At 61.9% G+C, this 26,342-nt stretch carries 21 protein-coding genes and 1 pseudogene; 6 read left to right on the top strand and 16 right to left on the bottom strand.

What is annotated here, in order from left to right; all coding sequences use genetic code 11:
- The first annotated feature begins 53 nt into the window (after positions 1–53).
- From HX821_RS15795 to HX821_RS15785, 3 genes are all read left to right on the top strand, one after another.
- Positions 54–818 (top strand): IclR family transcriptional regulator, encoded by a 765-nt coding sequence (locus HX821_RS15795; protein ID WP_003208002.1) that lies wholly within the window; start codon positions 54–56, stop codon positions 816–818.
- Between the two features lie 9 nt (positions 819–827).
- Positions 828–2,036, top strand: a complete 1,209-nt coding sequence (locus HX821_RS15790; RefSeq protein WP_003208003.1) for an amino acid deaminase — start codon at positions 828–830, stop codon at positions 2,034–2,036.
- Positions 2,037–2,165: 129 nt separating this feature from the next.
- A complete protein-coding gene (locus HX821_RS15785; RefSeq protein WP_177036019.1) occupies positions 2,166–3,080 on the top strand; it encodes a sugar kinase in 915 nt (304 codons plus the stop codon).
- A 110-nt stretch (positions 3,081–3,190) separates the two neighbouring features.
- Here HX821_RS15785 and HX821_RS15780 read toward each other — a convergent pair.
- From HX821_RS15780 to HX821_RS15710, 15 genes and pseudogenes are all read right to left on the bottom strand, one after another.
- Positions 3,191–3,481 (bottom strand): annotated as a pseudogene (locus HX821_RS15780) (peptidylprolyl isomerase); the annotation flags it as partial.
- A 27-nt stretch (positions 3,482–3,508) separates the two neighbouring features.
- Positions 3,509–6,046 (bottom strand): PAS domain-containing protein, encoded by a 2,538-nt coding sequence (locus HX821_RS15775; RefSeq protein WP_177019447.1) that lies wholly within the window; start codon positions 6,044–6,046, stop codon positions 3,509–3,511.
- A 135-nt stretch (positions 6,047–6,181) separates the two neighbouring features.
- Positions 6,182–8,140, bottom strand: coding sequence for an acetoacetate--CoA ligase (locus tag HX821_RS15770; protein WP_177036018.1), 1,959 nt, complete (start codon positions 8,138–8,140; stop codon positions 6,182–6,184).
- A gap of 169 nt (positions 8,141–8,309) precedes the next feature.
- Entirely contained in the window at positions 8,310–9,083 is a 774-nt protein-coding gene (locus HX821_RS15765) for a 3-hydroxybutyrate dehydrogenase (protein ID WP_177028300.1), read from the bottom strand.
- Between the two features lie 7 nt (positions 9,084–9,090).
- Positions 9,091–10,482: a GntP family permease gene (locus HX821_RS15760; protein WP_177036017.1), complete on the bottom strand. Its 1,392-nt coding sequence runs from the start codon at positions 10,480–10,482 to the stop codon at positions 9,091–9,093.
- A 296-nt stretch (positions 10,483–10,778) separates the two neighbouring features.
- Positions 10,779–12,176, bottom strand: coding sequence for a sigma-54-dependent Fis family transcriptional regulator (locus HX821_RS15755; RefSeq protein WP_003208015.1), 1,398 nt, complete (start codon positions 12,174–12,176; stop codon positions 10,779–10,781).
- A complete protein-coding gene (locus HX821_RS15750) occupies positions 12,173–13,744 on the bottom strand; it encodes an ABC transporter ATP-binding protein (protein ID WP_087694187.1) in 1,572 nt (523 codons plus the stop codon). Before HX821_RS15750 ends, HX821_RS15755 begins: the two co-directional genes overlap by 4 nt.
- Before the next feature lie 11 nt (positions 13,745–13,755).
- On the bottom strand, positions 13,756–14,778 hold the full coding sequence (locus tag HX821_RS15745; protein ID WP_177022751.1) for an ABC transporter permease: 1,023 nt from the start codon (positions 14,776–14,778) through the stop codon (positions 13,756–13,758).
- Positions 14,778–15,839 (bottom strand): microcin C ABC transporter permease YejB, encoded by a 1,062-nt coding sequence (locus HX821_RS15740; protein WP_003208021.1) that lies wholly within the window; start codon positions 15,837–15,839, stop codon positions 14,778–14,780. The genes HX821_RS15745 and HX821_RS15740 overlap by 1 nt, the downstream gene beginning before the upstream one ends.
- Positions 15,839–17,698 (bottom strand): extracellular solute-binding protein, encoded by a 1,860-nt coding sequence (locus tag HX821_RS15735; RefSeq protein ID WP_003208022.1) that lies wholly within the window; start codon positions 17,696–17,698, stop codon positions 15,839–15,841. The genes HX821_RS15740 and HX821_RS15735 overlap by 1 nt, the downstream gene beginning before the upstream one ends.
- Positions 17,699–17,838: 140 nt before the next feature.
- The gene (locus HX821_RS15730) at positions 17,839–18,120 is read right to left on the bottom strand and encodes a peptidylprolyl isomerase (RefSeq protein ID WP_003208024.1); all 282 of its coding nucleotides are present in this window, start codon (positions 18,118–18,120) and stop codon (positions 17,839–17,841) included.
- 87 nt (positions 18,121–18,207) lie between these two features.
- A complete protein-coding gene (locus HX821_RS15725; RefSeq protein WP_102370284.1) occupies positions 18,208–19,065 on the bottom strand; it encodes a response regulator transcription factor in 858 nt (285 codons plus the stop codon).
- 56 nt (positions 19,066–19,121) lie between these two features.
- Positions 19,122–20,540 (bottom strand): aminotransferase, encoded by a 1,419-nt coding sequence (locus tag HX821_RS15720; protein ID WP_003208028.1) that lies wholly within the window; start codon positions 20,538–20,540, stop codon positions 19,122–19,124.
- Between the two features lie 25 nt (positions 20,541–20,565).
- Entirely contained in the window at positions 20,566–21,666 is a 1,101-nt protein-coding gene (locus HX821_RS15715; RefSeq protein ID WP_177036016.1) for a polyamine ABC transporter substrate-binding protein, read from the bottom strand.
- 104 nt (positions 21,667–21,770) lie between these two features.
- Entirely contained in the window at positions 21,771–22,265 is a 495-nt protein-coding gene (locus tag HX821_RS15710) for a DUF1543 domain-containing protein (protein WP_177036015.1), read from the bottom strand.
- Positions 22,266–22,373: 108 nt separating this feature from the next.
- Here HX821_RS15710 and HX821_RS15705 point away from each other — a divergent pair, with 108 nt between their 5' ends.
- On the top strand, positions 22,374–23,195 hold the full coding sequence (locus HX821_RS15705) for an aldo/keto reductase (RefSeq protein WP_177036014.1): 822 nt from the start codon (positions 22,374–22,376) through the stop codon (positions 23,193–23,195).
- Between the two features lie 55 nt (positions 23,196–23,250).
- On the opposite strand, the gene HX821_RS15700 is transcribed toward HX821_RS15705, so the two are convergent.
- Positions 23,251–23,766, bottom strand: a complete 516-nt coding sequence (locus HX821_RS15700; RefSeq protein WP_003208034.1) for an Hcp family type VI secretion system effector — start codon at positions 23,764–23,766, stop codon at positions 23,251–23,253.
- A gap of 476 nt (positions 23,767–24,242) precedes the next feature.
- On the opposite strand from HX821_RS15700, the gene tssA reads away from it, so the two are divergent.
- Entirely contained in the window at positions 24,243–25,796 is a 1,554-nt protein-coding gene (tssA, locus tag HX821_RS15695) for a type VI secretion system protein TssA (protein ID WP_177036013.1), read from the top strand.
- A gap of 32 nt (positions 25,797–25,828) precedes the next feature.
- A complete protein-coding gene (tssB, locus tag HX821_RS15690; RefSeq protein WP_177008256.1) occupies positions 25,829–26,326 on the top strand; it encodes a type VI secretion system contractile sheath small subunit in 498 nt (165 codons plus the stop codon).
- The last annotated feature ends 16 nt before the right edge of the window (positions 26,327–26,342 follow it).

Here is a 26,342-nt window from a genome sequence, read left to right as displayed (position 1 = left end):
CCACAGGGGGTCTGTGTTGATAGCTACATCTTCAAACGGGACCGACGACTGCCATGACCGAAGACACCATCAAACGCCGCGCCAAAGGCCTCGACCGGGCGTTCGATATCCTCGATTTCCTCAAGGAAATCGGCCAGCCCCTGCGCCCGAATGACATCGCCAGCGGCATCGGCAGCCCCAAATCCACGGTCTACGAATTGGTGGCCTCGCTGCTGGAACGGCGCATCCTCGAAACCGTTGGCAAGGACGGTCACGTCTACCTCGGCCGTCAGCTGTACTTCCTCGGCCAGGCCCACCTGCGCCATTTCGACCTGACCCGCGAAGCCGACCACGCCCTGCAGGAAATCGTCAGCCAAACCCACGAAACCGCCCAGATGTGCCTGCTCAATGGCCGCAAATACACCGTGGCCCTGATGCGCGAAGGCGAGCGGCATTTCCGCATTTCCTCAGACATCGGCGAGAACGCGCCGATCCCCTGGACCGCCTCCGGCCGCCTGCTGCTGGGCCACCTGAGCGACCAGCAAATCATCGACCTGATCGACTACGACGACTTCATCCTCCCGGACGGTCAGCGCCTGCCTCTGGAAACCTTCCTCGGGCAAATCCGTCAGGCCACCCTCGACGGATTCTTCTCCTTCGACAGTGTCGCCGACACCTTTACCCACTGCTTTGCCGCCCCGGTCCGGGACGCCCAAGGCATCAGCATTGCGACCCTGTGCATCGTCGCCCCACGGGCCGATGCGATCAAAAACTACAACGACTACCGCCGGGTGCTGATCGACAGTGCGAACAACCTGGCCCGTCGCATCAACGAATAGGAAACCCTTATGTCTGCCTTCAATGCCGTTGAAAAAGGCGCTGCCGCCATCGGTGCACATCTGGTCCGTGACGTCAGCCTGCCAGCCCTGGTGTTGCACCGTGACGCCCTGGAACACAACATCCGCTGGATGCAGGATTTCGTCAGCAACAGCGGTGCGCAATTGGCGCCTCACGGCAAGACCAGCATGATGCCCGCGCTGTTCCAGCGGCAGATCGAGCAGGGCGCCTGGGGCATCACCCTGGCCAACGCCGTGCAGACCCGCGCTGCGTACGCCGGTGGGGTTCGCCGGGTGTTGATGGCCAACCAACTGGTGGGCGCGCCGAACATGGCGCTGATCGCCGACCTGCTGGCCGACCCCGAATTCGACTTCCACTGCATGGTCGACCACCCGGACAACGTCGCCGACCTGGGCCTGTTCTTCGCCGCCCGTGGCCTGCGCTTGAACGTGATGATCGAATACGGCGTGGTCGGCGGGCGTTGCGGTTGCCGCACCGAACAACAGGTGCTCGACCTGGCCAAGGCGATCAAGGCCCAGCCTGCGCTGGCCCTCACCGGCATCGAAGGCTACGAAGGGGTGATCCATGGCGAGCACGCCATCAGTGGCATCCGCGAATTCGCCGCCTCCCTGGTACGCCTGGCCGTCGACCTGCAAAACAGCGGCGCCTTCGACCTGGCCAAGCCCATCATTACCGCCTCGGGTTCGGCCTGGTACGACCTGATTGCCGAATCCTTCGAAGCCCAGAACGCCGCTGGCCGCTTCCTCAGCGTATTGCGCCCGGGCAGCTACGTGGCTCACGACCACGGCATCTACAAAGACGCGCAGTGCTGCGTACTGGACCGTCGCAGCGACCTCAACGAAGGCCTGCGCCCGGCGCTGGAAGTCTGGGCCCACGTGCAATCGCTGCCGGAGCCGGGCTTCGCGGTGATCGCCCTGGGCAAGCGCGACGTCGCCTACGACGCCGGCCTGCCGGTGCCGCTCAAGCGCTACAAGGCTGGCGTGCTGCCAGCCGAGGGTGATGACGTGACCGCGTGCAAGGTCACCGCCGTGATGGATCAGCATGCGTTCATGGTCGTCGCACCGGGGGTTGAGCTGCGCATTGGCGACATCATCTCCTTCGGCACATCCCACCCGTGCCTGACCTTCGACAAGTGGCAAGTGGGTAATCTGGTGGATGAGCAGTTGCAGGTGATCGAAAGCCTGCATACCTGCTTCTAGACCGAGTCGCGCCTTTCGCGAGCAAGCCCGCTCCCACATTCGACCGAGTTCCTTCAGTTGAAATGCATTCAAATGTGGGAGCGGGCTTGCTCGCGAAGAGGCCCTCCAGTACATCGAGAGACCCCAGGCATGAACACAAAACCCCGCATCGCCCTCATCGGCGAATGCATGATCGAACTGCAACACCGCGCCGACGGCAGCCTGCAACAAAGCTTCGGCGGCGACACCCTGAACGCCGCCGTCTACCTGCGCCGCGAACTGGGTGAACCGAGCACCGTCGACTACGTCACCGCCCTGGGCGATGACAGCTTCAGCGATGCCATGTGCAAGCACTGGGCCGAAGAAGGCCTGGGCCTGGGCATGGTCCAGCGCCTGCCCGGGCGCCTGCCGGGTTTGTACTGCATCCAGACCGATGCCAACGGCGAACGCAAATTCCTCTACTGGCGCAATGAAGCGGCCGTGCGCGACTGCTTCACCACTCCGGCGGCCGAGCCGATCCTGGCAGCGTTGCCGACGTACGACGTGGTGTATTTCAGCGGCATCACCCTGGCTGTGCTGGGCGAAGTGGGCCGTGCGCGCCTGCTGGAAACCCTGGTCGAAACCCGCAAGCGCGGCGGCAAGGTGGTGTTCGACAACAACTACCGGCCACGCCTGTGGGCCAGCGTGGACGCCGCACGCGCGGCGTATCACGCGGTGTTGGCCGAGGTGGATATCGCCTTGCTGACCGAGGATGACGAACGGGCGTTGTTCGGCTATGAAGACAGCGAGCAGGTGTTTGCGGCGTACCCGACGATTGCCGAGGTGGTGCTCAAGCGCGGGGCGGATGCGTGTTTGATTCGCTGGGAGGATGAGCGGTTCGAGGTGCCGGCGCTGGTGGTGGAGAAGGTGGTCGACACTACGGCGGCGGGGGATTCGTTCAGTGCGGCGTACCTGGCCAGTCGGCTCAAGGGCGGTTCGCCGCAGGAAGCAGCCTTGGCCGGGCATCGGCTGGCGAGCCGGGTGATTCAGGTGCCGGGTGCACTTATTCCCCGAGACTTACGCTGATCGTTCCCACGCTCCGCGTGGGAATGCAGCCAGGGACGCTCTGCGTCCCAAGAGCGGACGCAGAGCGTCAGGTGAGGCATTCCCACGCGGAGCGTGGGAACGATCAGCCATCAATCGCGGTAAAACACTTGCACCAGGTGATACCCGAACTTGCTCTTGATCGGCCCATGAACCACCTTCACGGGCTTCTTGAAGATCACCGCATCAATCACCCCCACCATCTGCCCCGGCCGCACTTCACCCAAATCACCGCCGCGCTTGGCGGAAGGGCAGGTGGAGTACTTCTTGGCCAACACATCAAACGCTTCGCCCTTGGCAATACGCTGCTTGAGCTGTTCGGCTTCCTCACTGGTTTTCACCAGAATGTGACGGGCTTGGGCTTTCATTGATCGGTCCTGATGTGAAACGGCGCGCGATTATGCCTGAAGTCAGGCCTCTGAGCTGATCATGCTGCGGATTTTGTTGGCCAGCAGGTCAATCGAAAACGGCTTGGCCACCATGTCCATGCCTTCCTCCAGGAACCCCTGGCGCTCGGCGGCTTTCTCGGCGTAACCGGTCATGAACAGCACCTTCAGGTCCGGCCGGTGTTGCCGGGCGATTTCCGCCAGTTGCCTGCCGTTCATCCCCGGCAAGCCCACATCAGTCACCAGCAAATCCACGCGCAAGTCGGACTCCAGCAACGGCAGCGCCGCCCGTGCATCCGCCGCCTGGTGTGCGGTGTAGCCCAGTTCATCCAGCACATTCACCACCAGCATCCGCACTGCCGGGTCGTCCTCGACCACCACCACGGCTTCGCCTTCCAGCGCCACCGGGGCTTCGCCCTGGGTAGCGGGTGTGGTCCGCTCCAGTGCCGTGCCATGCAGGCGCGGCAGGTACAGGCGCACGCAGGTGCCCTGGCCCGGTTCGCTTTGGATGGTCACGTGGCCGCCGGATTGCTGTGCAAACCCATAGATCATCGACAGCCCAAGCCCAGTACCCTGGCCGATGGGCTTGGTGGTGAAGAACGGGTCGAAGGCCTTGGCGAGGATTTTCGCGGTCATGCCGGCGCCGTTGTCGCTCACGCCGAGCATCACATAGTCGCCGGCCTTGACCGGTTCCAGGGTGGTGATGTCGGTGCCGTCGAGGTAGCTGTTGGCGGTCTCGATGCACAATTGCCCACCGTCGGGCATCGCATCGCGGGCGTTGATCACCAGGTTGAGCAGAGCGTTTTCCAGCTGACTGGCGTCGGTGTTCACTGGCCACACGTCGGTGCCCAGTTGCACCTTGAGTTCGATGTGCGCGCCCTTGGTGCGGCGGAACAGGTCTTCCAGGGACGCCACCAATTGATTCGGGTCGACCGGCTTGCGGTCCAGGGATTGGCGGCGGGAGAAGGCCAGCAGGCGATGGGTCAGCGCAGCGGCGCGATGAGCCGAGGATACGGCGGCGTCGGTGAAACGGCCGATCTCGTCGCTGCGCCCGGCGGCGATATAGCGTTGCATCAGGTCCAGGCTGCCGATGATCCCGGTGAGCATGTTGTTGAAGTCATGGGCGATGCCGCCGGTGAGCTGGCCGACCGCTTCCATCTTCTGGGCATGGCGCAGGGCGTCTTCGGCACGCTCGCGCTCGAACATCTCGTTTTGCAGGCGCTGGTTGGCTTCGGCCAGGGCCTGGGTGCGCTGGCTGACGCGCTCTTCGAGGTTTTCGTTGAGGTGGCGCAGGGCTTCTTCGGTCAGTTTGCGCTCGGTCTCGTCGATTACAAAAATATAGAAACCGTTGACTGAACCGTCAGCGCTGAAACGCGGCAGGTACTTCATCAGCGCGTGGCGTGGCCGCCCGTCATGGTGCGGGGTGACGGTAACGAAACTGCAGGCCTTGCCCTTGAGTGCCGCCTCGATCTTGTCGACGCGCCCGGCATAGATTTCGTCGCCCACGACTTCGCGGATGCTCTTGCCGTACAGCTCCTGCGGGGTCATGCCGTACCAGTCCAGGTAGGCACTGTTGTTCAGGCGAAAACGCTGCTCGTGGTCGACATAACCGATCAACACCGGCATGGCGTTGATGATCAGTTGCAGCTCGGTCTGGCTTTGGCGCAGGGCCTGTTCGGTGTGCTTGCGTTCGGTCAGGTCGAGGGCGGCGCCGAGAAAACGCGCCGGTCGGCCATGGTGGTCCTTGTAGCAGCGGCCACGGGCAAACACCCAGCGCACTTCGCCGTCGGCGCGCTGCAGGCGGTATTCCTCGGCGTACTCGGTGCCGTGGGTGATGCAGTGCTTGATGCTGCGGGCCACCATGCCACGGTCTTCGGGGTGCACGCCTTGCAGGTAGTCGCTGATGGGCAGCAGGTCGGCGTCGCACGGGTCAACACCGTGCAATTGGGCGAAATGGGCGTCGGCGATAAAGCGGTCTTCGCCGATATCCCAGTCCCAGGTGCCCACGGCATCGGTGGCGGCCAGGGCCAACTGCAGGCGCTGCTCGGTGTTGCGCTGGGCCTTGAGGCTGTTCTCGGTGCGCTGCTGCAGTTCCAGGGCGATGCGCCGGCGCTCGTTGGTTTCGATGGCGGTAATCAGGATCCCGGCGACCTCGCCACGCTCGTCGCGGATCGGGCTGTAGGTCAGGTCGAGCCAGATCTCGGTGTCGCGGTCGTTGCGCTGCAGGACGAAACGCTGCTCGGTGAAGGTGCGCACCTGGCCCATGAGGACGGCGCTGTAGATCGGGTCGGTAAACGGCTTGAGCTCAGGCCAGATCAGGTCAGCCGGTTGGCCGAAGGCGGCCGGGTGCTTGTTGCCGGCCAGCATCGCGAAGCCATCGTTGTAGATCTGGGTGAGTTCGGCGCCCCACAGCAACAGCATCGGCATCGGTGAATGGATCACGATGTCGACGGCGGTACGGAGACTTTGCGGCCAATCAATGGCGTCACCGAGGGGGCTTCGTGCCCAGTCCAGCCGCGCAATCAGTGCTGCGGCCTCGCTGCCGGTGGGTGATACGTTCATGTAAATGCCCTGCGCGTAACGCTTGAAGAATGACAAAAGCCGATTATCCCGCGACCCGGGGCCGGCTTTCCACCCTCGAAAAATAGCATGCTTGAGGGGTTTGTCTTCAAATGAGTGCTTAAAGGCTAAAACGTTTCATCTTTCTGCCAGCTCCCGGCGATCACGAAATTGCTCCAGCGCTTCGGGGTTGGCCAGTGCGTCGGTGTTCTTGACCGCCTCCCCATGCACCACGTTGCGGACCGCCAGCTCGACGATCTTGCCGCTGATGGTGCGCGGGATATCCGTCACCGCGAGGATCTTCGCCGGCACGTGGCGCGGCGTGGTGTTGGCGCGGATCACCTGGCGGATCTGCTGCTCCAGGCCGTCGTCCAGTTCGATGCCATCGTTGAGGCGCACAAACAGCACCACCCGCACGTCATCCTGCCAGCGTTGGCCGATGGCCAGGCTTTCCAGGACCTGAGGCACTTTTTCCACCTGGCGATAGATCTCTGCGGTGCCGATGCGCACGCCGCCGGGGTTGAGCACGGCGTCCGAGCGGCCATGGATCAGCAGGCTGCCGTTGGGCCGCTGTTCGGCGTAGTCACCCTGGGCCCACACGCCGGGGAACTGGCTGAAATACGAGGCCCGCAGTTTTTCCTGGTGCGGGTCATTCCACAGGCCGATGGGCATTGCCGGGAAGTGCCGGGTGCACACCAGTTCGCCTTTTTCGCCCACCAGCGGGTGGCCCTGGTCGTCCCACACTTCGATAGCCATTGCCAGGCTCTTGCACTGCATCTCGCCACGGCGCACCGGCAGCACCGGGTTGCCGATCACGAAGCAGGACACGATATCGGTGCCACCCGACATCGACGACAGGCATAGCTCGGGCTTGATCTCGCGGTACACGTAGTCGTAGCTCTGGGGCGACAGCGGGGAGCCGGTAGAAATCAGGCCCTTGAGGCTGCCCAGGTCATGGCTCAGCCGCGGTTGCAGCCCGGCCTTCTCCAGGGTGGCGAGGAACTTGGGGCTGGTGCCGAACACGCTGATTTTTTCCTGGTCGATCAGGTCCATCAGGCGTTCCGGCCCGGGGTGAAACGGCGAGCCGTCATACAGCACCGCCGTGGCGCCGATGGCCAGTACCGACACCAGCCAGTTCCACATCATCCAGCCGCAGGTGGTGTAGTAGAACAGGCAGTCGTCCCGCGACAGGTCGGCGTGCAGGCCGTGTTCCTTGAGGTGGGTGAGCAGCACGCCGCCGGTGCCGTGGATGATGCACTTGGGCACGCCGGTGGTGCCGCTGGAATAGAGGATGTACAGCGGATGATCGAAGGGCACGGCGACGAAATCGGGCTCACCGCCGGGGCTGTAGAAGTCGTTCCAGAGCGCGACGTTGGCCCGGGTCTGATACTCCTCGGGACGCGCCTGCGGGCGGGCATAGGGCACGATGATCAGCTGTTGCAGGGACGGCAGCCGTTCGAGGATTTCATTGAGCTTGCTGCTTTGGTCGATGAGCTTGCCGGCGTAGCGGTAACCGGCGCAGGTGATCAGCACCTTGGGTTCTATCTGGCCGAAGCGGTCGATCACGCCCTGGGTGCCGAAGTCCGGCGAGGAGCACGACCAGATGGCGCCGAGGCTGGTGGTGGCGAGCATGCCCACCAGGGTTTGCCAGGTGTTGGGCATGCACGCGGCCACCCGGTCCCCTACGCCCACGCCGGCCGCCCGCAGGCTGCGTTGCAGGCCGGCGACATGGCGGGCCAGTTCGGCGTAGGTCAGTTGCTCGCGCTGGCCGTCTTCGCTGATCGCGACCACGGCGGGGTGATCGTCGCGGCGGCGCAGCAGGTGTTCGGCAAAGTTCAGGGTAGCGCCGGGAAACCACTGGGCGCTGGGCATCTCGGCGTCTTCGATCAGTACCGCGCTGGGCGGCGTGCGGAACTGCACCTCAAAAAACTCGACAATCGACTGCCAGAAGTCCGGGCGCTGGTCGATGCTCCACTGGTGCAGGGCCGGGTAGTCGCTGATCTGCAAGGCATGGCGATCATTGATGAAGCGCCGGAACTGGTCCATCCGGGTGTTGTGGATGCGTTCGGGGGAGGGTTGCCAGAGTATTTCGGACATAAGGAAATCTCTTTTTTATTATCTGATCTATCTAACGACACCGATCAAAATGTGGGAGCGGGCTTGCTCGCGAATGCGGTGGGTCAGTTCCAGATGTGTTAACTGATACACCGCATTCGCGAGCAAGCCCGCTCCCACATTTGAGCTGCGGTGTCTTGGGAATCGTCGTTTACTGGGCCAGCCAGCCACCGTCGATATTCCACGCCGCGCCCCGCACCTGGCTGCCGGCTTCGCTGCACAGGAACAGCACCAGCTCCCCCAATTGCGGCGGTGTCACGAACTCCAGCGACGGCTGCTTCTCCGCCAGCAAATCCTGCTGCGCCTGCTGCGGGTCAATCCCGCTGGCAATCCGGTCATCAATCTGCTTCTGCACCAGCGGCGTCAGCACCCAGCCCGGGCAGATGGCATTGCAGGTGACATTACTCTGGGCGGTTTCCAGGCCCACCACCTTGGTCAGCCCGATCACCCCGTGCTTGGCAGCGACGTAAGCCGCCTTGCCCACCGAACCCACCAGCCCATGCACCGAGGCGATATTGACGATCCGCCCCCAACCCTTGGCTTTCATGCCCGGCAGGCTCAAACGCGTGCTGTGGAACACCGACGACAGGTTGATCGCAATGATCGAATCCCAGCGCTCCACCGGGAATTCATCCACCGGCGCCACATGCTGGATCCCGGCGTTGTTCACCAGAATGTCGATGCCGCCAAACTCGCGCTCGGCGTAGGCGATCATCTCGGCGATCTGCGCCGGGTCGCTGACGTCAGCCGGATGATGCCCGACCTTGCCGCCGAAGGCCTGCACCTGGGCGATCACCGCGCTGGCATCGCCGAAGCCGTTGAGGATCAGGTTGGCGCCGGCCTTGGCCAGGCTCAGGGCAATGCCCAGGCCGATGCCGCTGGTGGAACCGGTGACCAGGGCGGTCTTGCCGTTCAATGTCGTCATATCAACCTCACACAATGCCGGTGGCGTAGAAAGTACCAATCACCACGAACACCGCGAGGGTCTTGATGATCGTGATGCCGAAAATATCTTTATAGGCTTCGCGGTGGGTCAGCCCGGTGACCGCCAGCAGCGTGATCACGGCGCCGTTGTGGGGCAGGGTGTCCATGCCGCCGCTGGCCATGGCCGCGACCCGGTGCAGTACTTCAAGGGGGATATTGGCCGCATGGGCCGCTGAAATAAAGCTCTCCGACATGGCCGCCAGCGCGATGCTCATGCCGCCCGAGGCGGAACCGGTGATGCCGGCCAGCAGGGTCACGGTAATCGCTTCGTTGACCAGTGGGTTGGGAATGCCCTTGAGCCAGTCCGCCAGCACCAGGAAGCCCGGCAGCGAGGCGATCACCGCACCAAAACCGTATTCCGAAGCGGTGTTCATCGCCGCCAGCAGCGCGCCGCTGACCGCGCTCTTGCTGCCCTCGGCGAGCTTGCTGCGAATCGCCGAGAAGCCGAACACCAGCACCACGATAATCCCCACCAGCAACGCCGCCTGCACCGCCCAGATTGCCGTGAGCTTGGCGACTTCGGTCTGCACCGGCACGCTCATGCCCGGCAGGCTGAGGGTGTGGGTCTTGCCGTACCACAGCGGAATCCAGTGCGTGAACAGCAGGTTCATGATGCCCACCAGCAGCAGCGGCGACAGGGCGATCCATGGGTTGGGCAGCTTGATGTCTTCGGCGGTTTCCGGCTCGTTGCGCAGCTCGGTCCCATAGCCTTCACCGGCGCGCTGGGCCTTGTTGCGCTGGCGGGCCAGGTACAGCATGCCGGCGCAGAATACGAAGATCGTGCCGATCAGCCCCAGCCACGGCGCGGCCCAGGCGGTGGTGTTGAAAAAGGTGCTGGGGATGATGTTCTGGATCTGCGGCGTGCCGGGCAAGGCGTCCATGGTGAACGAGAACGCGCCGAGGGCGATGGTCGCCGGCAGCAGGCGCTTGGGGATATTGCTCTGGCGGAACATCTCGGCGGCAAACGGGTACACCGCGAACACCACCACGAACAGCGACACGCCGCCGTAGGTCAGCAGGGCGCACACCAGCACGATCACCAGCATCGCCTGGCGGGTGCCGAGCACCTGGATCGCAGCGGCGACGATGGAGCGCGAGAAACCGGAGATTTCAATCAGCTTGCCGAACACCGCGCCGAGCAGGAATACCGGGAAATACAGCTTGAGGAAGCCGACCATTTTCTCCATGAACACCCCGGTGAACGCGGGAGCGACGGCGGAAGGGTCGGTGAGCAGCACGGCGCCGAGGGCGGCGATGGGGGCGAACAGGATGACGCTGTAGCCACGGTAGGCGGCCAGCATCAGCAGCGCCAGGGCTGCGAGGGCAATGATCACACTCATGGTGTGTCTCCATCTGATTGTTATTTTTGTGGGGGTGAGGCGGTGGGGAGGGGCTTTAGCGAGATGTGTGCCAAGTTATTAACTTATTGAAATATATAGATAAATTCTTGATTTGTGAGAGCGTTCTCAAGTTTTGTCCCGAATTTGAGACTGTTGGAGATCAAATGTGGGAGCGGGCTTGCTCGCGAATGCGGTGTATCAGGCAGTAATTCAGGCACTGACACACCGCATTCGCGAGCAAGCCCGCTCCCACATTGGATTTTCTCTGTATTTGGAATTGTGTCTCTTTTTGGAGACTAGGCGATGCCCAAGGCAACCATTTTCTTGTACAAGGTCGACCGACCCAGCCCCAGCCGCTTCGCCGCCTCCACCACATTCCCCTCACAGTGCTTCAACGCCGCCCCAATCACCTGCCGATCAAACCGCTCCCGGGCCGCGCTGAAACTCTCGCCCTCAACGGTCTCTACCGAACTCTGCTCAACCGGGCTGAATGTACCAATTGCTGCGCGAATTTCACTGGCATCCAGCACCAGGTCATCACTCAACAGTGCCGCCCGCTCCAGCACATTGCGCAGCTCGCGGATATTCCCCGGCCACGCATGCTGCGCCAATAACGCCAAGGCCTCGCGGTCCAGCTCATGCTGGCTGCGCAACTCCTCCAGAATCGCCTCGCTCAACGCCGGCAAATCATCCAGCCGCGCGCGCAACGGCGGCACCTGGATCGGCAGCACATTCAGCCGGTAATACAGGTCCGCCCGAAACTCGCCGCGCTTGATTGCCGCTTCCAGGTCCATGGACGTGGCCGCAATCACCCGCACATCACTGTGGATCATCTCGTTGGAGCCCACCGGCTCGAACTCTTTCTCCTGCAACACCCGCAGCAATTTGCTTTGCAGTGGTAGCGGCATGTCGCCGATCTCATCCAGAAACAGCGTGCCGCCCTGGGCAATCTGCAACTTGCCGGGGCGGCCCTTGCGGTCGGCGCCGGTAAACGCGCCCGGTGCCGTGCCGAAGAATTCGGCTTCCAACAAATCATGGGGAATCGCCGCGCTGTTGATGCTCACAAAGGCTTTGTGCGCCCGAGGCGATGCACCATGAATCGCCTGGGCCAGCAGCTCCTTGCCGGTCCCGGTTTCCCCCAGCAGCAACACTGGCGACTCCGCGCTCGCACTGCGCCGCGCCCGACGTTTGACTTCCAGGCTGGCCGCGCTGGTGCCGATAAAGTGCGCGAAGTTGTATTTACTCTGCCGCGACCTCAGCAGCGACCGAGTGGAAGCCAGTTCCTGCTGCATGCTCAGGTAACGCTCGATCAGCGGCGACAGGTTGCGCAGCTCATCAAACAACGCAAACCCGATGGCGCCGATCACCTTGCCGGCGTCGTCATGGATCGGCAGGCGCATCACCACCAGCGGGCCTTTGGGCGTGTCCTGAATATCCAGCAATATCGGCTGGTCGTTACGCACCACCTGGCGCAACAGGCTGTTGGAAATCACCTGCTCGCAGGGTTGCCCGATGGCTTCGTCGGCGCTTTTCAGGCCGAAGCGCTTGGCGTAGCGCTCGTTCATCCAGACGATGTTCGCGTCACCGTCGACAATCACCGTGCCTTCGCTGGACTGCTCGATGATCTCGAACAGCGACTGGATCGCCAGGCCGCGAACGTATTGGTAATCCTTGAGGCTGCCAGTGGTGCTCATGGGTGCGCCGCCGCGAGGAGTTCCCGGGTGTAAGGGTGTTGAGGCGCGGCAAACACTTCATCGCTGGGCCCGCGTTCCACCACCTTGCCGTCCTTGATCACGATCATGTCGTGGGCCAGGGCCCGCACCACCGCCAGGTCATGGCTGATAAACAGGTACGTCAGGCCGTACTTTTCCTGCAGCTCAAGCAGCAGGGCGACCACCTGTTTCTGCACGGTACGGTCCAGCGCCGAGGTGGGTTCGTCCAGCAGGATCAGCGCCGGCTTGAGCACCAGCGCACGGGCGATGGCGATGCGCTGGCGCTGGCCGCCGGAGAATTCATGGGGGTAGCGATGGCGGCTGGCAGGGTCCAGGCCCACATCTTCCAGCACGCGAATCACTTGGGCTTCGCGGTCCTTGAGGCTGCACGGCGCATGCACTTCCAGGCCTTCGCTGATGATCTGCGCCACCGACATCCGCGGGCTGAGGCTGCCGAACGGGTCCTGGAACACCACCTGCATCTGCTTGCGCCACGGCTGCATCTGTTTTTGCGTCAGGCCGTCGAGGGCCTCGCCCTGGAAGCGAATCGTGCCGCTGGAATCCAGCAGCCGCAGAATCGCCTGGCCCAGGGTGGATTTGCCCGAGCCGGACTCGCCGACAATCCCCAGTGTCTTGCCGCGCTGTACCTCCAGGCTGATGCCATCCACCGCTTGCAGGTACTGCTTGCGCCGGAACAGTCCGCCGCCCAGCGGGAACTGCACACTCAGGTTATCCACCTGCAACACCGTCTCCCGCGCCTCGTGATTCAAGACGATGCCTGCCGGTTCAGCATCCAGCAGCAGGCGGCTGTAAGGGTGCTGCGGGGCGCAGAACAGGGTTTCGCAATCCGCCTGTTCGACAATTTCCCCGGCCTTCATCACGCACACCCGCTGGGCAATGCTGCGCACCAGGTTGAGGTCGTGGCTGATCAGCAGCAGCGACATGCCCAGGCGTTGTTGCAGGGACTTGAGCAGCAGCAGGATCTTGCGCTGCACCGTCACATCCAGTGCAGTCGTCGGCTCATCGGCAATCAGCAGTTCCGGTTCACAGGCCAGGGCCATGGCGATCATCACCCGCTGGCGCTGGCCGCCGGAGAGTTGGTGGGGGTAGGCCTTGAGGCGTTCCCGGGGCTTCTGGATGCCCACCAGTTCGAGCAATTCAAGGATCCGCGCCTGGGCCTGTTTGCCGCCCAGGCCCTTGTGCAACAGCAGGGTTTCGCCGATCTGCTTCTCGATGCTGTGCAGCGGATTCAGGGACGTCATCGGCTCCTGGAAGATCATCGCAATCCGGTTGCCCCGCAGTTTTTGCAGGGTGGCGGGCGAGGCGCCGAGCAGTTCCTGGCCGCGATAGCGCACCGAGCCGGTGGTTTCGGTGCCGGCTTCGGGCAGCAGTTGCAGGATCGAATGGGCGGTCACCGATTTGCCCGAACCCGACTCGCCCACCAGCGCCAGGCACTCGCCGGGGCGCACGTCCAGGCACAGCTTGCGCACCACGGTCTGGCCGTTGAAGGCGACACTCAGGTCGCGAATCTCGATCAGGTTTTCAGTCATCTCTACGGCCTTCATGAGCGTGGGTCGAAGGCGTCACGCAACGCCTCGCCGATAAACACCAGCAACGACAGGATCAGCGCCAGGGTGAAAAACGCGGTCAGCCCCAGCCACGGCGCTTGCAGGTTCTGCTTGCCCTGGGCGATCAGCTCACCCAATGACGCGCTGCCGGCGGGCATGCCGAAACCGAGGAAATCCAGGGCGCTCAGGGTAGAAATCGCCCCGGTCAAAATGAACGGCAGGTAGCTCAGGGTCGCGGTCATCGCGTTCGGCAGGATATGCCGGCGGATGATCTTGCCGTCCCCCAGGCCCAACGCCCGCGCGGCCTTGACGTACTCCAGGTTGCGCCCCCGCAGGAACTCGGCGCGCACCACGTCCACCAGGGCCAGCCAGGAAAACAGTGCCATGATCCCCAGCAGCCACCAGAAATTCGGTTCGACAAAGCCTGACAGGATGATCAGCAGGTACAGCACCGGCAGCCCGGACCACACTTCCAATATTCGTTGCCCGAGCAAGTCGACCCAGCCGCCGTAATATCCCTGCAAGGCACCGGCGGCGATGCCGATGGCGGCGCTGATGGCCGTGAGGGCCAGGGCAAACAGGATCGACACCCGGGCGCCGAAGATCACCCGCGCCAGCACGTCGCGGGATTGGTCATCGGTGCCCAGCCAGTTCACGCTGGAAGGCGGGCTGGGGGCAGGGCGGGTCAGTTCATAGTTGGGGGTGTCGTCGCTGAACGGGATTGGCGGGAACAGCATCCAGCCGCCGTCCTTCTTGATCAGGTTCTGCACGTAATCACTGCGGTAATCCGCCTGGAACGGCAGTTGCCCGCCGAACTCCTGCTCGGTGTAGCGCTTGAACACCGGGAAATACAGTTCGTTCTGGTAGCTGAGCACCAGGGGTTTGTCATTGGCGATCAACTCGCCGCCGAGGGTCAGGATAAACAGGCCGATAAACAGCCACAGCGACCACCAGCCGCGGCGGTTTTTCTTGAAGCGTTCAAAGCGCCGACGGGCCACGGGAGAGAGCTTGAGCATCAGGCGTTCCTCGCGGCGAAGTCGATACGCGGGTCCACCAGGGTGTAGCAGAGGTCACCGATGAGTTTTATCAAAAGGCCAAACAGCGTGAAGATAAACAATGAACCGAACACCACCGGATAATCCCGTGAAACTGCAGCTTCGTAGCTCATGCGACCGAGGCCGTCGAGGGAGAAGATCACCTCGATCAGCAGCGAACCGGCAAAGAACACCGCGATAAATGCCTGGGGAATCCCCGAGATCACCAGCAGCATGGCGTTGCGGAACACATGCCCGTAAAGCACCCGGCGTTCACTCAAGCCTTTGGCCCGGGCGGTGACCACGTACTGGCGGGTGATTTCATTGAGGAACGAGTTTTTCGTGAGGATGGTCAAGGTGGCGAAGCCGCCGATCACCAGGGCGCTGACCGGCAGTACCAGGTGCCAGAAGTAATCGGCGATCTTGCCGACGGTGCTCAACTGGTCGAAGTTTTCCGAGACCAGCCCGCGCACCGGGAACCAGTTCAACGAAGTGCCGCCGGCGAACACCACGATCAGGAACATCGCAAACAGGAACGCCGGCATCGCATAGCCAATCACGATCGCGGTGCTGCTCCACACATCAAAACTGCTGCCATGGCGCACCGCCTTGCGAATCCCCAGCGGGATCGACACCAGGTAGGTGATCAAGGTGGCCCACAGGCCGAGGGAAATGGTCACCGGCATCTTTTCGAGGATCAGGTCGGTCACGCTTTTGCCACGGAAGAAGCTGTTGCCGAAGTCCAGCTGGGCGTAGCTCTTGAGCATCAGCCACAGGCGTTCCGGCGCGGGCTTGTCGAAGCCGTATTGTTTTTCGATGTCCTTGATCAGTTTCGGGTCCAGGCCACGGCTGGCCCGGGAGCCGCTGCTGAGGCTTTCGGCAGACGAGCCGCCGACGCCACCGCCGCCGATACCTTGCAGGTGGGCGATGGCCTGTTCCACCGGCCCGCCGGGCGCGGCCTGCACGATAACGAAATTCACCAGCAGGATAATCACCAGGGTGGGAATGATCAGCAGCAAGCGCCGCACGATATAGGCAAACATCAGCGGGCTCCCGGGCGTTTGGTCAGTTCGGCTTTCATCTGCTCGTTAGTGAGCGGTGTGGGGCTGATTTCCCACCAGGTTTCCAGGGCCTCATCGGTCTTGGCTTCCACGGCCGGGCGGCCGAAGCGGTTCCACCACGCGGCGGAGGTGCCCGGCGGGTAGTAGTTGGGGATCCACAGGTAATTCCATTGCAGCACGCGGTCCAGGGCGTGGGCGTAACTGAGCATCAGCGACTGGGTATCGGCCTTGACCAGGCCGTTGATCAGGCTGTCGACGGCCGGGTCTTTCAGCACCATGTAGTTGTTGGCGCCGGTATCAAACGCGGCGGCCGAACCGAAGTAGTTGTACAGCTCCATCCCCGGCGAGGTGGTAACCGGGAAGCCGGTGACGATCATGTCGTAGTCCCGGGCCATCAGGCGGTTGACGTATTGCGAGGAGTCAATGCGGCGGATGTTGAGGGTGATGCCGATCTGCGCCAGGTTGCGCTTGTACGGCAACAACAGGCGCTCAAGACCGTTCTGGGCGTTGAGGAAGGTGAACTCCAGCGGCTCGCCCTCGGCATTCACCAGCTTGTCACCGTCGGGCTTCCAGCCGGCCTGTTCCAGCAGGGCCAGGGCTTGCAGTTGCTTGTCGCGGATCATCCCGGTGCCGTCAGTGGTGGGGGCCTTGAACACCTGGGTGAAGACTTCGTCGGGAATCTGCCCGCGCAAAGGCTCCAGGATCGCCAGTTCCTGGGCATCCGGCAGTTGGGTCGCCGCCAGCGGGCTGTTGGAGAAGAAGCTTTGCTGACGGATGTACATGTTGCGCATCATCTGCCGGTTGGCCCACTCGAAGTCCCACAGCATGGCCAGGGCCTGGCGCACGCGGCGGTCCTTGAACATCGGTTTTTGCACGTTGAACACGTAGCCCTGGGCCGGCTGCGGTGCCTCCTTGGCCAGGTGCGCGCGTTGCAGGCGGCCATCATCGAGGGCCGGGCCGTTGTAGCCGATGGAGTAGCCGGTGGCAGAGAATTCGCGGTTGAAGTCATAGGCACCGCCCCGCAGGACCTGGCGCGCGACTTCGGTGTCGCCGAAGTATTCCAGGCTCAGGTGATCGAAGTTGTACAGGCCGCGGCTGATGGGCAGGTCCTTGCCCCACCAGTTCGGGTCACGCTTGAAGGTGATGGTGTTGCCGGCATCCACCTTGCTGATGGTGTAGGGGCCGCTGCCGAGGGGAATCTCGTAGCCGCCGCCGTCGGCAAAGTTGCGGGTCTTCCACCAATGCTCGGGGAACACCGGCAGGGTCGCGACATCCAGGGGCAGGGTGCGGTTTTCATTGCTTGCGAAATCGAAGCGCACCTGGCGCGGGCCTTCGACTTCGACGTGTTTGACGTCGGCGAACAGCGTGCGGTAGCGCAGGCTGCCCTGGGTCATCAGCAGGTCAAAGGAGTAACGCACGTCTTCGGCGGTGATCGGTTGGCCATCGGCGAAACGCGCCTTGGGGTTCAGGTAGAAACGCAGGGACAGACCGTCGTCTGACCGCTCCATCTTTTCCGCCACCAGGCCGTAGACCGTATAGGGTTCGTCCAGCGAACGCAGGGCCAGGGGCGAATACAGCCAGCCGTCGACCTGGCTGACCCCGATGCCTTTGTCGCCATAAGGCAGTACATGGTCGTAGCGCCCGATTTCGATCGCCGAACGCCGCAGGCTGCCGCCCTTGGGGGCATTGGGGTTGGCGTAGTCGAAATGGGTGAAGCCGGGTTGGTATTTGGCCGGCTCGCCGTACACGGTCAATGCCGATTGCGGCGCGGCGATCACGGCGGTGCTGGCCAGCAACAGGGCCAGGGTGGAGCAAAACAGGGTAGAAAAAGCGACTCGCATTATCAGCCTTGGGCGCCGGGTGAAGAGGTAAAGGGATTTGTACGCTATGCACGTACGCCTCGCCAGTCATCACACTGTCACAGATGCACAACGGCCCACCAAAGGGCGGGCCGTTGTTTTAAACATTAGCGCGGACTGGATCAGTCCTGACGGCTGGTTACTTCCAGCAGGTGATAACCGAACTGGGTTTTCACTGGGCCTTGCACGGTGTTGACCGGGGCGCTGAATACGACGGTGTCGAATTCCTTGACCATTTGGCCCGGGCCGAACGAACCCAGGTCGCCGCCTTGACGGCTGGACGGGCAGGACGAGTTGGCTTTGGCAACTTCGGCGAAGTCGGCGCCGCCTTCGATTTGCGCTTTCAGTTCGTTGCACTTGTCTTCGGTGGCAACGAGGATGTGACGGGCGGTGGCTTTGGCCATGAGGGGTATCTCCTTGGGTAAAAATGCTGAGCGTACCGGATTCAGGTGGTTATTTCCTGGCAAAGTTCCCCTGGGTTGCCTGGACGGTCAGGATCGGGCCATTACGCCGCTGTGGGTCAGCCAATCGATAAACAGCGCAAACAGCTCCGCCTGGGAGTTGATTTCAAGCTTGGTATACAAATGCTTGCGGTGCATGCGCACGGTTTCCGGGGAAATGCCCAGCACCTGCGCGGTGGATTTCACCGAGTGCCCACGCAATATCAGATGGGCGATTTCCCGTTCGCGCACGGTCAATACGCCGCTGCCAAAATGCATGAACGCCGCTTCAATCTGCTGATGCACCTGGGTCTGGGTGAAGGCCTCGTCGCTGATCACCTTGCACAGCCCGCCCGTGGTGCCGAAGCGGCGCAGCAGTTCGCGCACGATGGGTTGGGCGGTTCGTTGCAGTGCCAGTTGTTCGTCGCTGAACTGGCCGGCACTCAGCCCCTGGAACATGCACAACGAAATCTTGCTGTTGGGGCACAGGTCGACGATGTAGTAGCTCTCCTGGGCGCCGCCGCTGCGCAGGTAGTAGGTTTTGTAGTACTCGCTGTTGAAGAAATCGTCCGGGGCGATCTGCGCCAGGTGGTAGAAACCTTCGGCCAGGCCCTTGTCTACCGCGAGGCAGAACGGGTCCAGCAGGTAGCCCCGGGAGAAGTAACGGTTGATGATCTCTTCGTAGTGCGGCCGGGGGATGCCTTGCTGGTAGAGCAAGTGTGGCGCCTGGCCCTGGCGCTCCAGGCTGATCATCATCGATTCGATAGGGGTCAGCGCACTGAGGGCGCAGGCCAGGTGTTCAAGGAATGACGCTTCGTCGACGCTGGCGAAGGCGTGGGCCAACGCACCATTCCAGGCGTCAAGCACCTGGAAGGACGGGGCAGGGCAGTGATCGGCATGCTCGTTCATGCCGGCCAGTCTACCCGCCGGCGAGGGCCCCGGCAAAAGCACCGGGGCGCCCAGGCTCATCGGCCTTGATACTCGCCGCTCTGGCGCAGCTCTTCGGCGGTGTCGAGGATGCACTGGCGCAGGATTTCCACCACTTGATCCACCTGGGCATGGGTGATGATCAGCGGCGGCGACATCACATTCAGGTGGCCAATGGGCCGTACCAGCAAGCCTTTGGCCTGGGCCCGCAGGTGGATCTTCTCGCCGATGTTCACCGCGTCCGGCAGCAGCGCCTTGGTGTGTTTGTCGGCGACGAACTCAATGCAGGCCATCAGCCGCTGGCAGCGCACATCGCCCACCAGCGGCAGGTTGGCCAGGGTTTGCAGGCGCTGTTCGAGGTACACACCGACGTCTTCGACATGGGCCAGCAGGTTTTCCCGCTCGATGATCTCGATGTTCTTCAGCGCCGCCACACAACTCACCGGGTGGCCGCTGTAGGTGAACCCGTGGGTAAAGCAGCGGCCCTTGCCCGGCTCGCCGATCACTTGCCAGATGCGCTCCGAGAAAATACACGCGCCCAACGGCAGGTAGCCGGACGTCAGGCCCTTGGCGGTGGTGATGATGTCCGGTTGCATGTCGAACACTTCCTGGGAGGCAAAGAATTTTCCCAGCCGGCCGAAGGACGTCACCACTTCATCCGCCACGTAGAGCAGGTCATAACGTTGGCAGACTTCCCACATGCGCCGGTGGTAACCCTTGGGCGGAATGATCACGCCGCCCGAGCCCATGATCGGTTCGGCAAAGAACGCGGCCACTTTGTCGGCGCCGATGGTCAGGATCTTGTCTTCGAACTCATCCACCAGGAAATCGAGGAACTGCGCCTCGCTCATGCCCTGCGGCGCCCGGTAGTAGTTGGGGCACGAAATGTGGTGGAACAAGTCGCTCATGAAATCGAATTCCGGCGCGCGGTCGGCGGCCTTGTTGCCGATGGACATCGTGAGGAACGTCGAGCCGTGATACGCACTGAAGCGCGAGATGATGTGTTTCTTCTCATGCTTGCCGCGACTGTTCTGATAGAACTGCACCAGACGATAGGCGGTATCGACAGCCGTGGAACCGCCGGTGGTCAGGAACACATGATCAAGATCGCCGGGAGCCAGGCTGGCAAGCTTGGCGCACAGTTCGATAGCGGTGACGTTGGCCATGTCGCAGAACGGGTTGGAGTACGCCAGCTGGCGAACCTGGTTGGCGATGGCGTCTGCCATTTCCTCGCGGCCCAGGCCGATATTCGTACACCACATGCCGCCGACCGCATCCAGGTAGCGGTTGCCGGCGGTGTCGTAGATGTAGGCGCCGTCACCCGCCGCGATATTCAGTGAGCCTTGTTCACGGTGTTCGTCGAACATATGAAAACCGTGCATGTAATGGGCCTTGTCGGCGGCGTCCAGTTGGTCGTGGTCGAACTGGGCGAAAAAGTCAGGATTTGGCAGGGTCATGGCGTTTACCTTCAATGGCTGGGTTTCACTTGCCGGTCTTCACGGCATTCCAGGTACGGGTGATCAGGCGCACGGCAGCTTGGGACTGGCTTTTCTGGGTGAACAAGCGCTGCATCGTCGCCGGGTCCGGGTAGATGGCCGGGTTGTCGCGTATATCGGCATTTACAAAGGGCTTGGAGGCCAGGTTGCTGTTGGCGTAGTGAATGGTGTTGCTTACGCCGGCGATCACTTGCGGTTGCAGGAGGAACTCGATGAACTTGTGGGCATTCGCCACATGGGGTGCGTCGGCCGGGATGTAGAAGTTATCGAACCAGATCAGCGAGCCTTCCCTTGGGATGAAGTAACCCAGGTTGACCTTGGCCCCGGCTTCCGCCGCCCGGGCCTGGGACGTGGCGTAGTCGCCGGACCAGGTGGTGGCCATGCACAACTCGCCATTGGCCAGGCCGTTGATAAAACCGCTGGAGTCGAATTTGCGGATGTACGGGCGCACGGCCATCAGCACGTCCTGAGCGGCCTTGAGGTCTTTGGGCGCCACGCTGTTGGGGTCCAGGCCGAGGTAGGTCAGGGCCAGCGGGATCATGTCGGTAGGGGAGTCCATGAAGGTGATGCCACAGTCGGCGAAGCGCGAAACGATCTTGGGATCGAAGATCATCGCCAGTGAGCCGATGGGCGCATCCGGCATGCGTTCCTTGATCTTGTCGATGTTGTAGGTCACGCCATTGCTGCCCCAGGTGTAAGGCGCGGAATAGGTCACGCCCGGATCATGGGTTTCCAGGCTTTTCAGCACTTGCGGGTCGAGGTTGTTCCAGTCCGGCAGCAGCGCTTTGTTGAGGGGCCGGAAGGCCTTGGCCTTGATCAGCAGCGGCACCAGGGACGCGTTGAGCACCACCAGGTCATAACCCGAGCGCCCGGACAGCAGCTTGCCCTGCACGGTCTCGTAGGAATCGTAGGTGTCGTAGATCACCTTGATGCCGGTGGCTTTCTCGAAGTCGGCGAGGGTGTGTTCCCCGATGTAATCGGCCCAGTTGTAGATGCGCAAGGTGTTGCCCGGGTCGTCAGCGGCCTGGCTGACGGACGTTGATGCAAGCAAGACAGCGCTGAACAGGGCGATAACGGCTTTATGCATGGCGAACCCACCTTGATGTTGTGCTTGTTGTCAGGCCGAGGGACTGATTGCACTTTCAGGCAGGTGGCGGGTGGGGCGCCATACCCCGTTCGGGTAGGAGGCGGTCAGGGCAGTACGATGTAGTCGTTTCGCGTGACGACCGGGCGGTGTACGCCGGGTTCCAGGTGGATGTAGCGCCCGTCTACCAGGTCGATGGGCAGGCAGTCGTCGATATCCAGTACGCCGTCGGTGTGGGATTGCGTCCAGTGCGTGAGCATCTGCTGTTTGCCTTGGGCTGCCGCCTCCCTGGCCGTGCGCGCAACCACCAGCAGGTAGTGGTGTGCCTCGCCAAAGACGTTCGATTCATACCCGCCCAGGTTGATGAAGTACAGGCGCGGCGCCCCGGCGTTCGGCGCCAGGTGGCTGAGCTGGACTTTCCAGCCGTCAACGCCATCCACCGTCATCCAGGAGTCGATATGCATACCTTTCTGGCTGCCAAACCAGCCCTCGCGCAGTTGCGGGTAGGCGGCTTCCAGGGTGTCGGCGACGGCGAACACCACATCATGCACTTCGATTTTCGCCCGGGGGTGCTTACCCCCCAACATGACCACAAACAGCATTGCATGCCCTTTCTATGGCTGGGATGGAAAGGGCCACCTTCCTTCGATTGAACCCTTTTGTCCAGTCGGTGCCACACTGTTAATTCGCAAATTCATCAGGAGGTTGTCATGCGCACCATTGAGCTGGCCGGCGTACCCGTCCCTGTCATCGGCCAGGGGACCTGGCGCATGGGCGAGGATCCCGGCAAGCGCAGCGCCGAAGTGGCCGCGTTGCAACTGGGTATCGATGAGGGCATGACCCTGATCGATACCGCTGAAATGTATGGCGAAGGCGGTGCCGAAGAAGTCGTCGGCGAGGCGATTCGCGGCAAGCGCGACCAGGTGTTCCTGGTCAGCAAGGTGTACCCGCACAATGCCAGCCACAAGGGCATTCCACGTGCATGTGAGGCCAGTCTCCAGCGCCTGGGCACCGACTACATTGATCTGTATCTGTTGCATTGGCGTGGGCAATACCCCCTTGAAGAAACGGTAGAAGCCTTCGAGCGCTTGCGTGAGGCAGGCAAGATCGGTCGTTGGGGTGTGTCCAACTTTGATGTGGCAGACCTGCAGGAGCTGGCTTCCCCGGCCTGTGCCACCAATCAGGTGCTCTACAACATCGAGGAGCGCGGCATCGAGTTCGACCTGCTGCCATGGTGGCAGCAACACAATTTACCCTTGATGGCCTACTGTCCCATCGCCCAGGGTGGCGAGCTGTTGGCCAGCCCGACCCTCAAGCAAATTGCCCGTCGCCACGAGGTCACACCCGCCCAGGTTTCCCTGGCCTGGGTGTTGCGCCAGGACGGGGTGATCGCGATTCCCAAGGCTGTTACGCCAGAGCATGTCCGGCTCAATGCCGCAGCGGCGAAGCTGGTGCTGGATGAGCACGACCTGGACGCGATTGACCGGGTTTTTGGGGCGCCGAAGCGCAAGCATCCGCTGGCGATGGTCTAGTGGCCGACAGAAACGGTGCCGTCCATGGCGATGCCGTTTCTGTTTCGGTGGCTGCTTAGCCGGCTACCGGGCTGCGCCAGTCATCAGAGCCAGAGGTACCGGAGACCTCATGGGTCCAGACGATTTTCCGGTAAGTGAAATACACATCCTCCAGGTGCGTGAAGTGTGCGTTGTTCGGGTCCTGGCAATTGGGCATCCGTGACTGGATGTCCACCAGGATCGCGTCTTCCAACTCGATGGTGAAGTAGTGTTCCTGGGTTCCGGCTGAAGAGGTTCGGTACCACTCAAGGCGGCACTTGACCATTTCCCCGGAGGTCAATGCGCTGAACAGCAATGGCGACGATTTATCGAATACCTTGCTGATCATCAGGGGCTTGTGCACACGCTGGCCGGTGGGCTGGCCGGATTGCGGGTCACGGGGAATGATCACCTGATGCTGGAATGCTTCCACCAGGATCTGGTCTTCATGGCCTTCCTGGTAAATGTTGCCGACCGAGTCCTGGGTGAACGTGCCTGCCGTGATCAAGCCTTGCTTGGTGCCGGTGATGGATAGATACGCGGGTGTTGGCATGACGGTTTTCCTTGCCTGATAAATGAGGTCGTCCCGGCCGACGGACTTGCCGGCCGGGTAATGCTCGATATCAAGAAGCGTGCCGGAAAGTTCGAGCGTCAATGAAAGCAGGGGGTTAAGGTTTTATCGGTTTTTATTTTGAGCGGCATTAAAGGTTTTAATTCGATTTAGTTGTATTTGTTTGCGCAGGAGTGTGCAGTTAGTTGCTCATGTTGATGGGCGGTGTTATTCGCAGAGTTCACCTCATTCATGATGATGCCTGGCGCCTTGGCTGCGCAAATTCTTGCGCGTCGGCGATTTTTCTATTCTTGTAGGAAACTCCTTAACTGCTATTTGGTGGCTTGAACAATGCTTTTTGCATGGATAAGGTTCGTGCTCTTCTCGTAGGGAAGGCAAACTTTAATCAATGTCCTGATGTGCGCTTGAATGGCCATTAGTTCACTGAACATGCTCAGGAAAGTAAAGTGCGGCCCATAATGGTTTACTCAGACAGGCTTTCCGATTATTACCTCGAACTTGCGCAGGCACCCAACTCGAAAACGAGTTATGCGGGGGCCGATATGCGTTTTTCGACCGAGTATGAGGCGCTTGAAACTGAACTGGGCAAGGCGCACTCCATTCACGGAAACAGTCAGCCTGACTGGCAATGGGTCGTGGAAAAAAGCGAGGCGCTGTTACGCCACCAGTCCAAGGACTTGCGGGTCGCTGTCTGGTTGACCTGGGCCTTGCATCAGCGCGAGTCCTTCCCCGGGCTACTCGCAGGCCTCGGATTGCTGCGCTACCTCTGTGAGCATCATTGGGCGGTCGTTTATCCGGGCAAGCTGCGTACCCGCAGTGCCGCCTTTGGCTGGCTGGTCCCGCGCCTCGAGCAGGTGCTTGCACAACCTGTTTCGCTCAAGGATCAGCGGCCCTTGTTCCACTGCATGCTCGAACACCTGGCGCGGCTGGACGAGTTGTGGACCGAACACCTTCTCGAAGATGCGCCACTGTTACTGCCGGTTCGCAGGCAGCTGTCGGACCGATTGCAACAGTCCACCGAAAGCGAACCTCCAGCAGGCGTTAGCACAGGGGTGATCGCCCATATCAGACAGGTCGCGACTCAGTTGATGGCGCCCGAGCCCATTGTGGAAAACGAAAAGGACGCCCACAAGCTGCTGCGCACGCTGCAGGAACATGCCCGGCCCTTGTCGGCCTGGTGGCAGCGCCAGAATGCCACTGACCTGCGCGCACTGCGTCTGAACCGAACGTTGACCTGGCTGACGATCACCAGTCTTCCGGACTGTGACAGCGAACAGGTAACGCCTTTGCGCGGGCCGGCGCCCGACAAGCTCAAGCGGTACCAGGAGCGCTTTGCCCAAGGGCAGCATACCGACCTGCTGCTGGAGCTTGAGGGCAGCCTGGCCGGAGCACCTTTCTGGTTCGACGGCTTGTACCGGGTGTGGGAGTGCCTGCAGGCACTCCAGGCCGACCTGGCCATGACCGAGCTGGAAGTGCACTTCGCGCTGTTGCTCCAGCGTTTGCCGGGGCTTGCACAGCTGCGCTTCCACGACGGAACACCCTTCGCCGACGACGTCACCCGTGGCTGGATCAACACCCAGGTTGCCCGCCATTTGCAAGCCCCGGTTCCACTCAGGTCGGCACCTGATGCCCCGGCTGCGCCTTGGGACAAAGCGTTGCACGACGTCATGCCCGTGCTGCGCAAGGACGGGTTCAAGGTGGCTGTGCGGTCCCTCAAGCAGGGCATGCAAACCGCAACAGGTGATCGTGCCCGGTTTCATTGGCGGCTTGGCCTGGCCAGGTTGTGTTTGCTGGCAGGCAAGCATGACCTGGCCAAAGTCCAGCTCGATCACCTGGACCACGAGCTGCAGCACTCAGGCCTGCAGCGCTGGGAGCCCGAGCTGGCGGTTGAAGTGCTGCAGCTCTTGCATGGCTGCTGTGACGTATTGCCCCAAAGCCATTCCGTGCGTGAGCGCAAGGAAGATGTCCATCGCAGGCTGTGCCACTTCGATCTCGAAGCGGCACTTGAATAGGCTTTCGAGCCCCCCGAAAAAGGAGAAACACCATGGCGAAAGAAGGTTCGGTAGCCCCCAGGGAACGCATCAATATCACGTTCAAACCCGCCGTCGGCACTGCGCAGGAAGAGGTCGAGCTGCCGTTGAAATTGCTGGTGCTTGGTGACTTCACCCAGCGTGAAGACCTGCGCAAGCTCGAAGACCGCAAGCCCGTCGGCATCGACAAGAACAGCCTCGACGAGGTGCTGGCCAAGCAGGCCTTGGGCCTGGCCTTGAGCGTCCCCAACCGGCTGCAGGATTCAGCCGAACCTGACGAGTTGGCGATCCGGGTCAGGATCAATTCGATGAAGGACTTCAATCCTGCACAGCTGGTTGAGCAGATACCCGAGCTGAAAACGCTCATGGACCTGCGCGATGCACTTGTGGCGCTCAAGGGGCCGCTGGGCAACACGCCGAGCTTTCGAAAGGCCATTGAAAATGCCCTCGCCGATGACGATTCGCGCAAGCGGGTATTGGCTGAATTGGGGCTGGACAGCTCCGCCGTATGACTCTCTCAGTTAAAAG

The organism is Pseudomonas sp. B6001 (genome assembly GCF_013386015.1).
Lineage (GTDB): Bacteria > Pseudomonadota > Gammaproteobacteria > Pseudomonadales > Pseudomonadaceae > Aquipseudomonas.
This window is presented reverse-complemented; position numbering and strand designations above follow the sequence as displayed.

Coding starts and splice junctions, on each gene's coding strand:
- HX821_RS15725 (WP_102370284.1), bottom strand. CDS start 19,065: ATGAACGAGCATGCCGATCACTGCCCTGCCCCGTCCTTCCAGGTGCTT.
- HX821_RS15715 (WP_177036016.1), bottom strand. CDS start 21,666: ATGCATAAAGCCGTTATCGCCCTGTTCAGCGCTGTCTTGCTTGCATCA.
- HX821_RS15760 (WP_177036017.1), bottom strand. CDS start 10,482: ATGAGTGTGATCATTGCCCTCGCAGCCCTGGCGCTGCTGATGCTGGCC.
- HX821_RS15720 (WP_003208028.1), bottom strand. CDS start 20,540: ATGACCCTGCCAAATCCTGACTTTTTCGCCCAGTTCGACCACGACCAA.
- HX821_RS15795 (WP_003208002.1), top strand. CDS start 54: ATGACCGAAGACACCATCAAACGCCGCGCCAAAGGCCTCGACCGGGCG.
- HX821_RS15775 (WP_177019447.1), bottom strand. CDS start 6,046: ATGAACGTATCACCCACCGGCAGCGAGGCCGCAGCACTGATTGCGCGG.
- HX821_RS15770 (WP_177036018.1), bottom strand. CDS start 8,140: ATGTCCGAAATACTCTGGCAACCCTCCCCCGAACGCATCCACAACACC.
- HX821_RS15735 (WP_003208022.1), bottom strand. CDS start 17,698: ATGCGAGTCGCTTTTTCTACCCTGTTTTGCTCCACCCTGGCCCTGTTG.
- HX821_RS15750 (WP_087694187.1), bottom strand. CDS start 13,744: ATGACTGAAAACCTGATCGAGATTCGCGACCTGAGTGTCGCCTTCAAC.
- HX821_RS15700 (WP_003208034.1), bottom strand. CDS start 23,766: ATGCCAACACCCGCGTATCTATCCATCACCGGCACCAAGCAAGGCTTG.
- HX821_RS15790 (WP_003208003.1), top strand. CDS start 828: ATGTCTGCCTTCAATGCCGTTGAAAAAGGCGCTGCCGCCATCGGTGCA.
- HX821_RS15705 (WP_177036014.1), top strand. CDS start 22,374: ATGCGCACCATTGAGCTGGCCGGCGTACCCGTCCCTGTCATCGGCCAG.
- HX821_RS15740 (WP_003208021.1), bottom strand. CDS start 15,839: ATGTTTGCCTATATCGTGCGGCGCTTGCTGCTGATCATTCCCACCCTG.
- HX821_RS15710 (WP_177036015.1), bottom strand. CDS start 22,265: ATGCTGTTTGTGGTCATGTTGGGGGGTAAGCACCCCCGGGCGAAAATC.
- HX821_RS15755 (WP_003208015.1), bottom strand. CDS start 12,176: ATGAGCACCACTGGCAGCCTCAAGGATTACCAATACGTTCGCGGCCTG.
- tssA (WP_177036013.1), top strand. CDS start 24,243: ATGGTTTACTCAGACAGGCTTTCCGATTATTACCTCGAACTTGCGCAG.
- HX821_RS15785 (WP_177036019.1), top strand. CDS start 2,166: ATGAACACAAAACCCCGCATCGCCCTCATCGGCGAATGCATGATCGAA.
- HX821_RS15730 (WP_003208024.1), bottom strand. CDS start 18,120: ATGGCCAAAGCCACCGCCCGTCACATCCTCGTTGCCACCGAAGACAAG.
- HX821_RS15745 (WP_177022751.1), bottom strand. CDS start 14,778: ATGCTCAAGCTCTCTCCCGTGGCCCGTCGGCGCTTTGAACGCTTCAAG.
- tssB (WP_177008256.1), top strand. CDS start 25,829: ATGGCGAAAGAAGGTTCGGTAGCCCCCAGGGAACGCATCAATATCACG.
- HX821_RS15765 (WP_177028300.1), bottom strand. CDS start 9,083: ATGACGACATTGAACGGCAAGACCGCCCTGGTCACCGGTTCCACCAGC.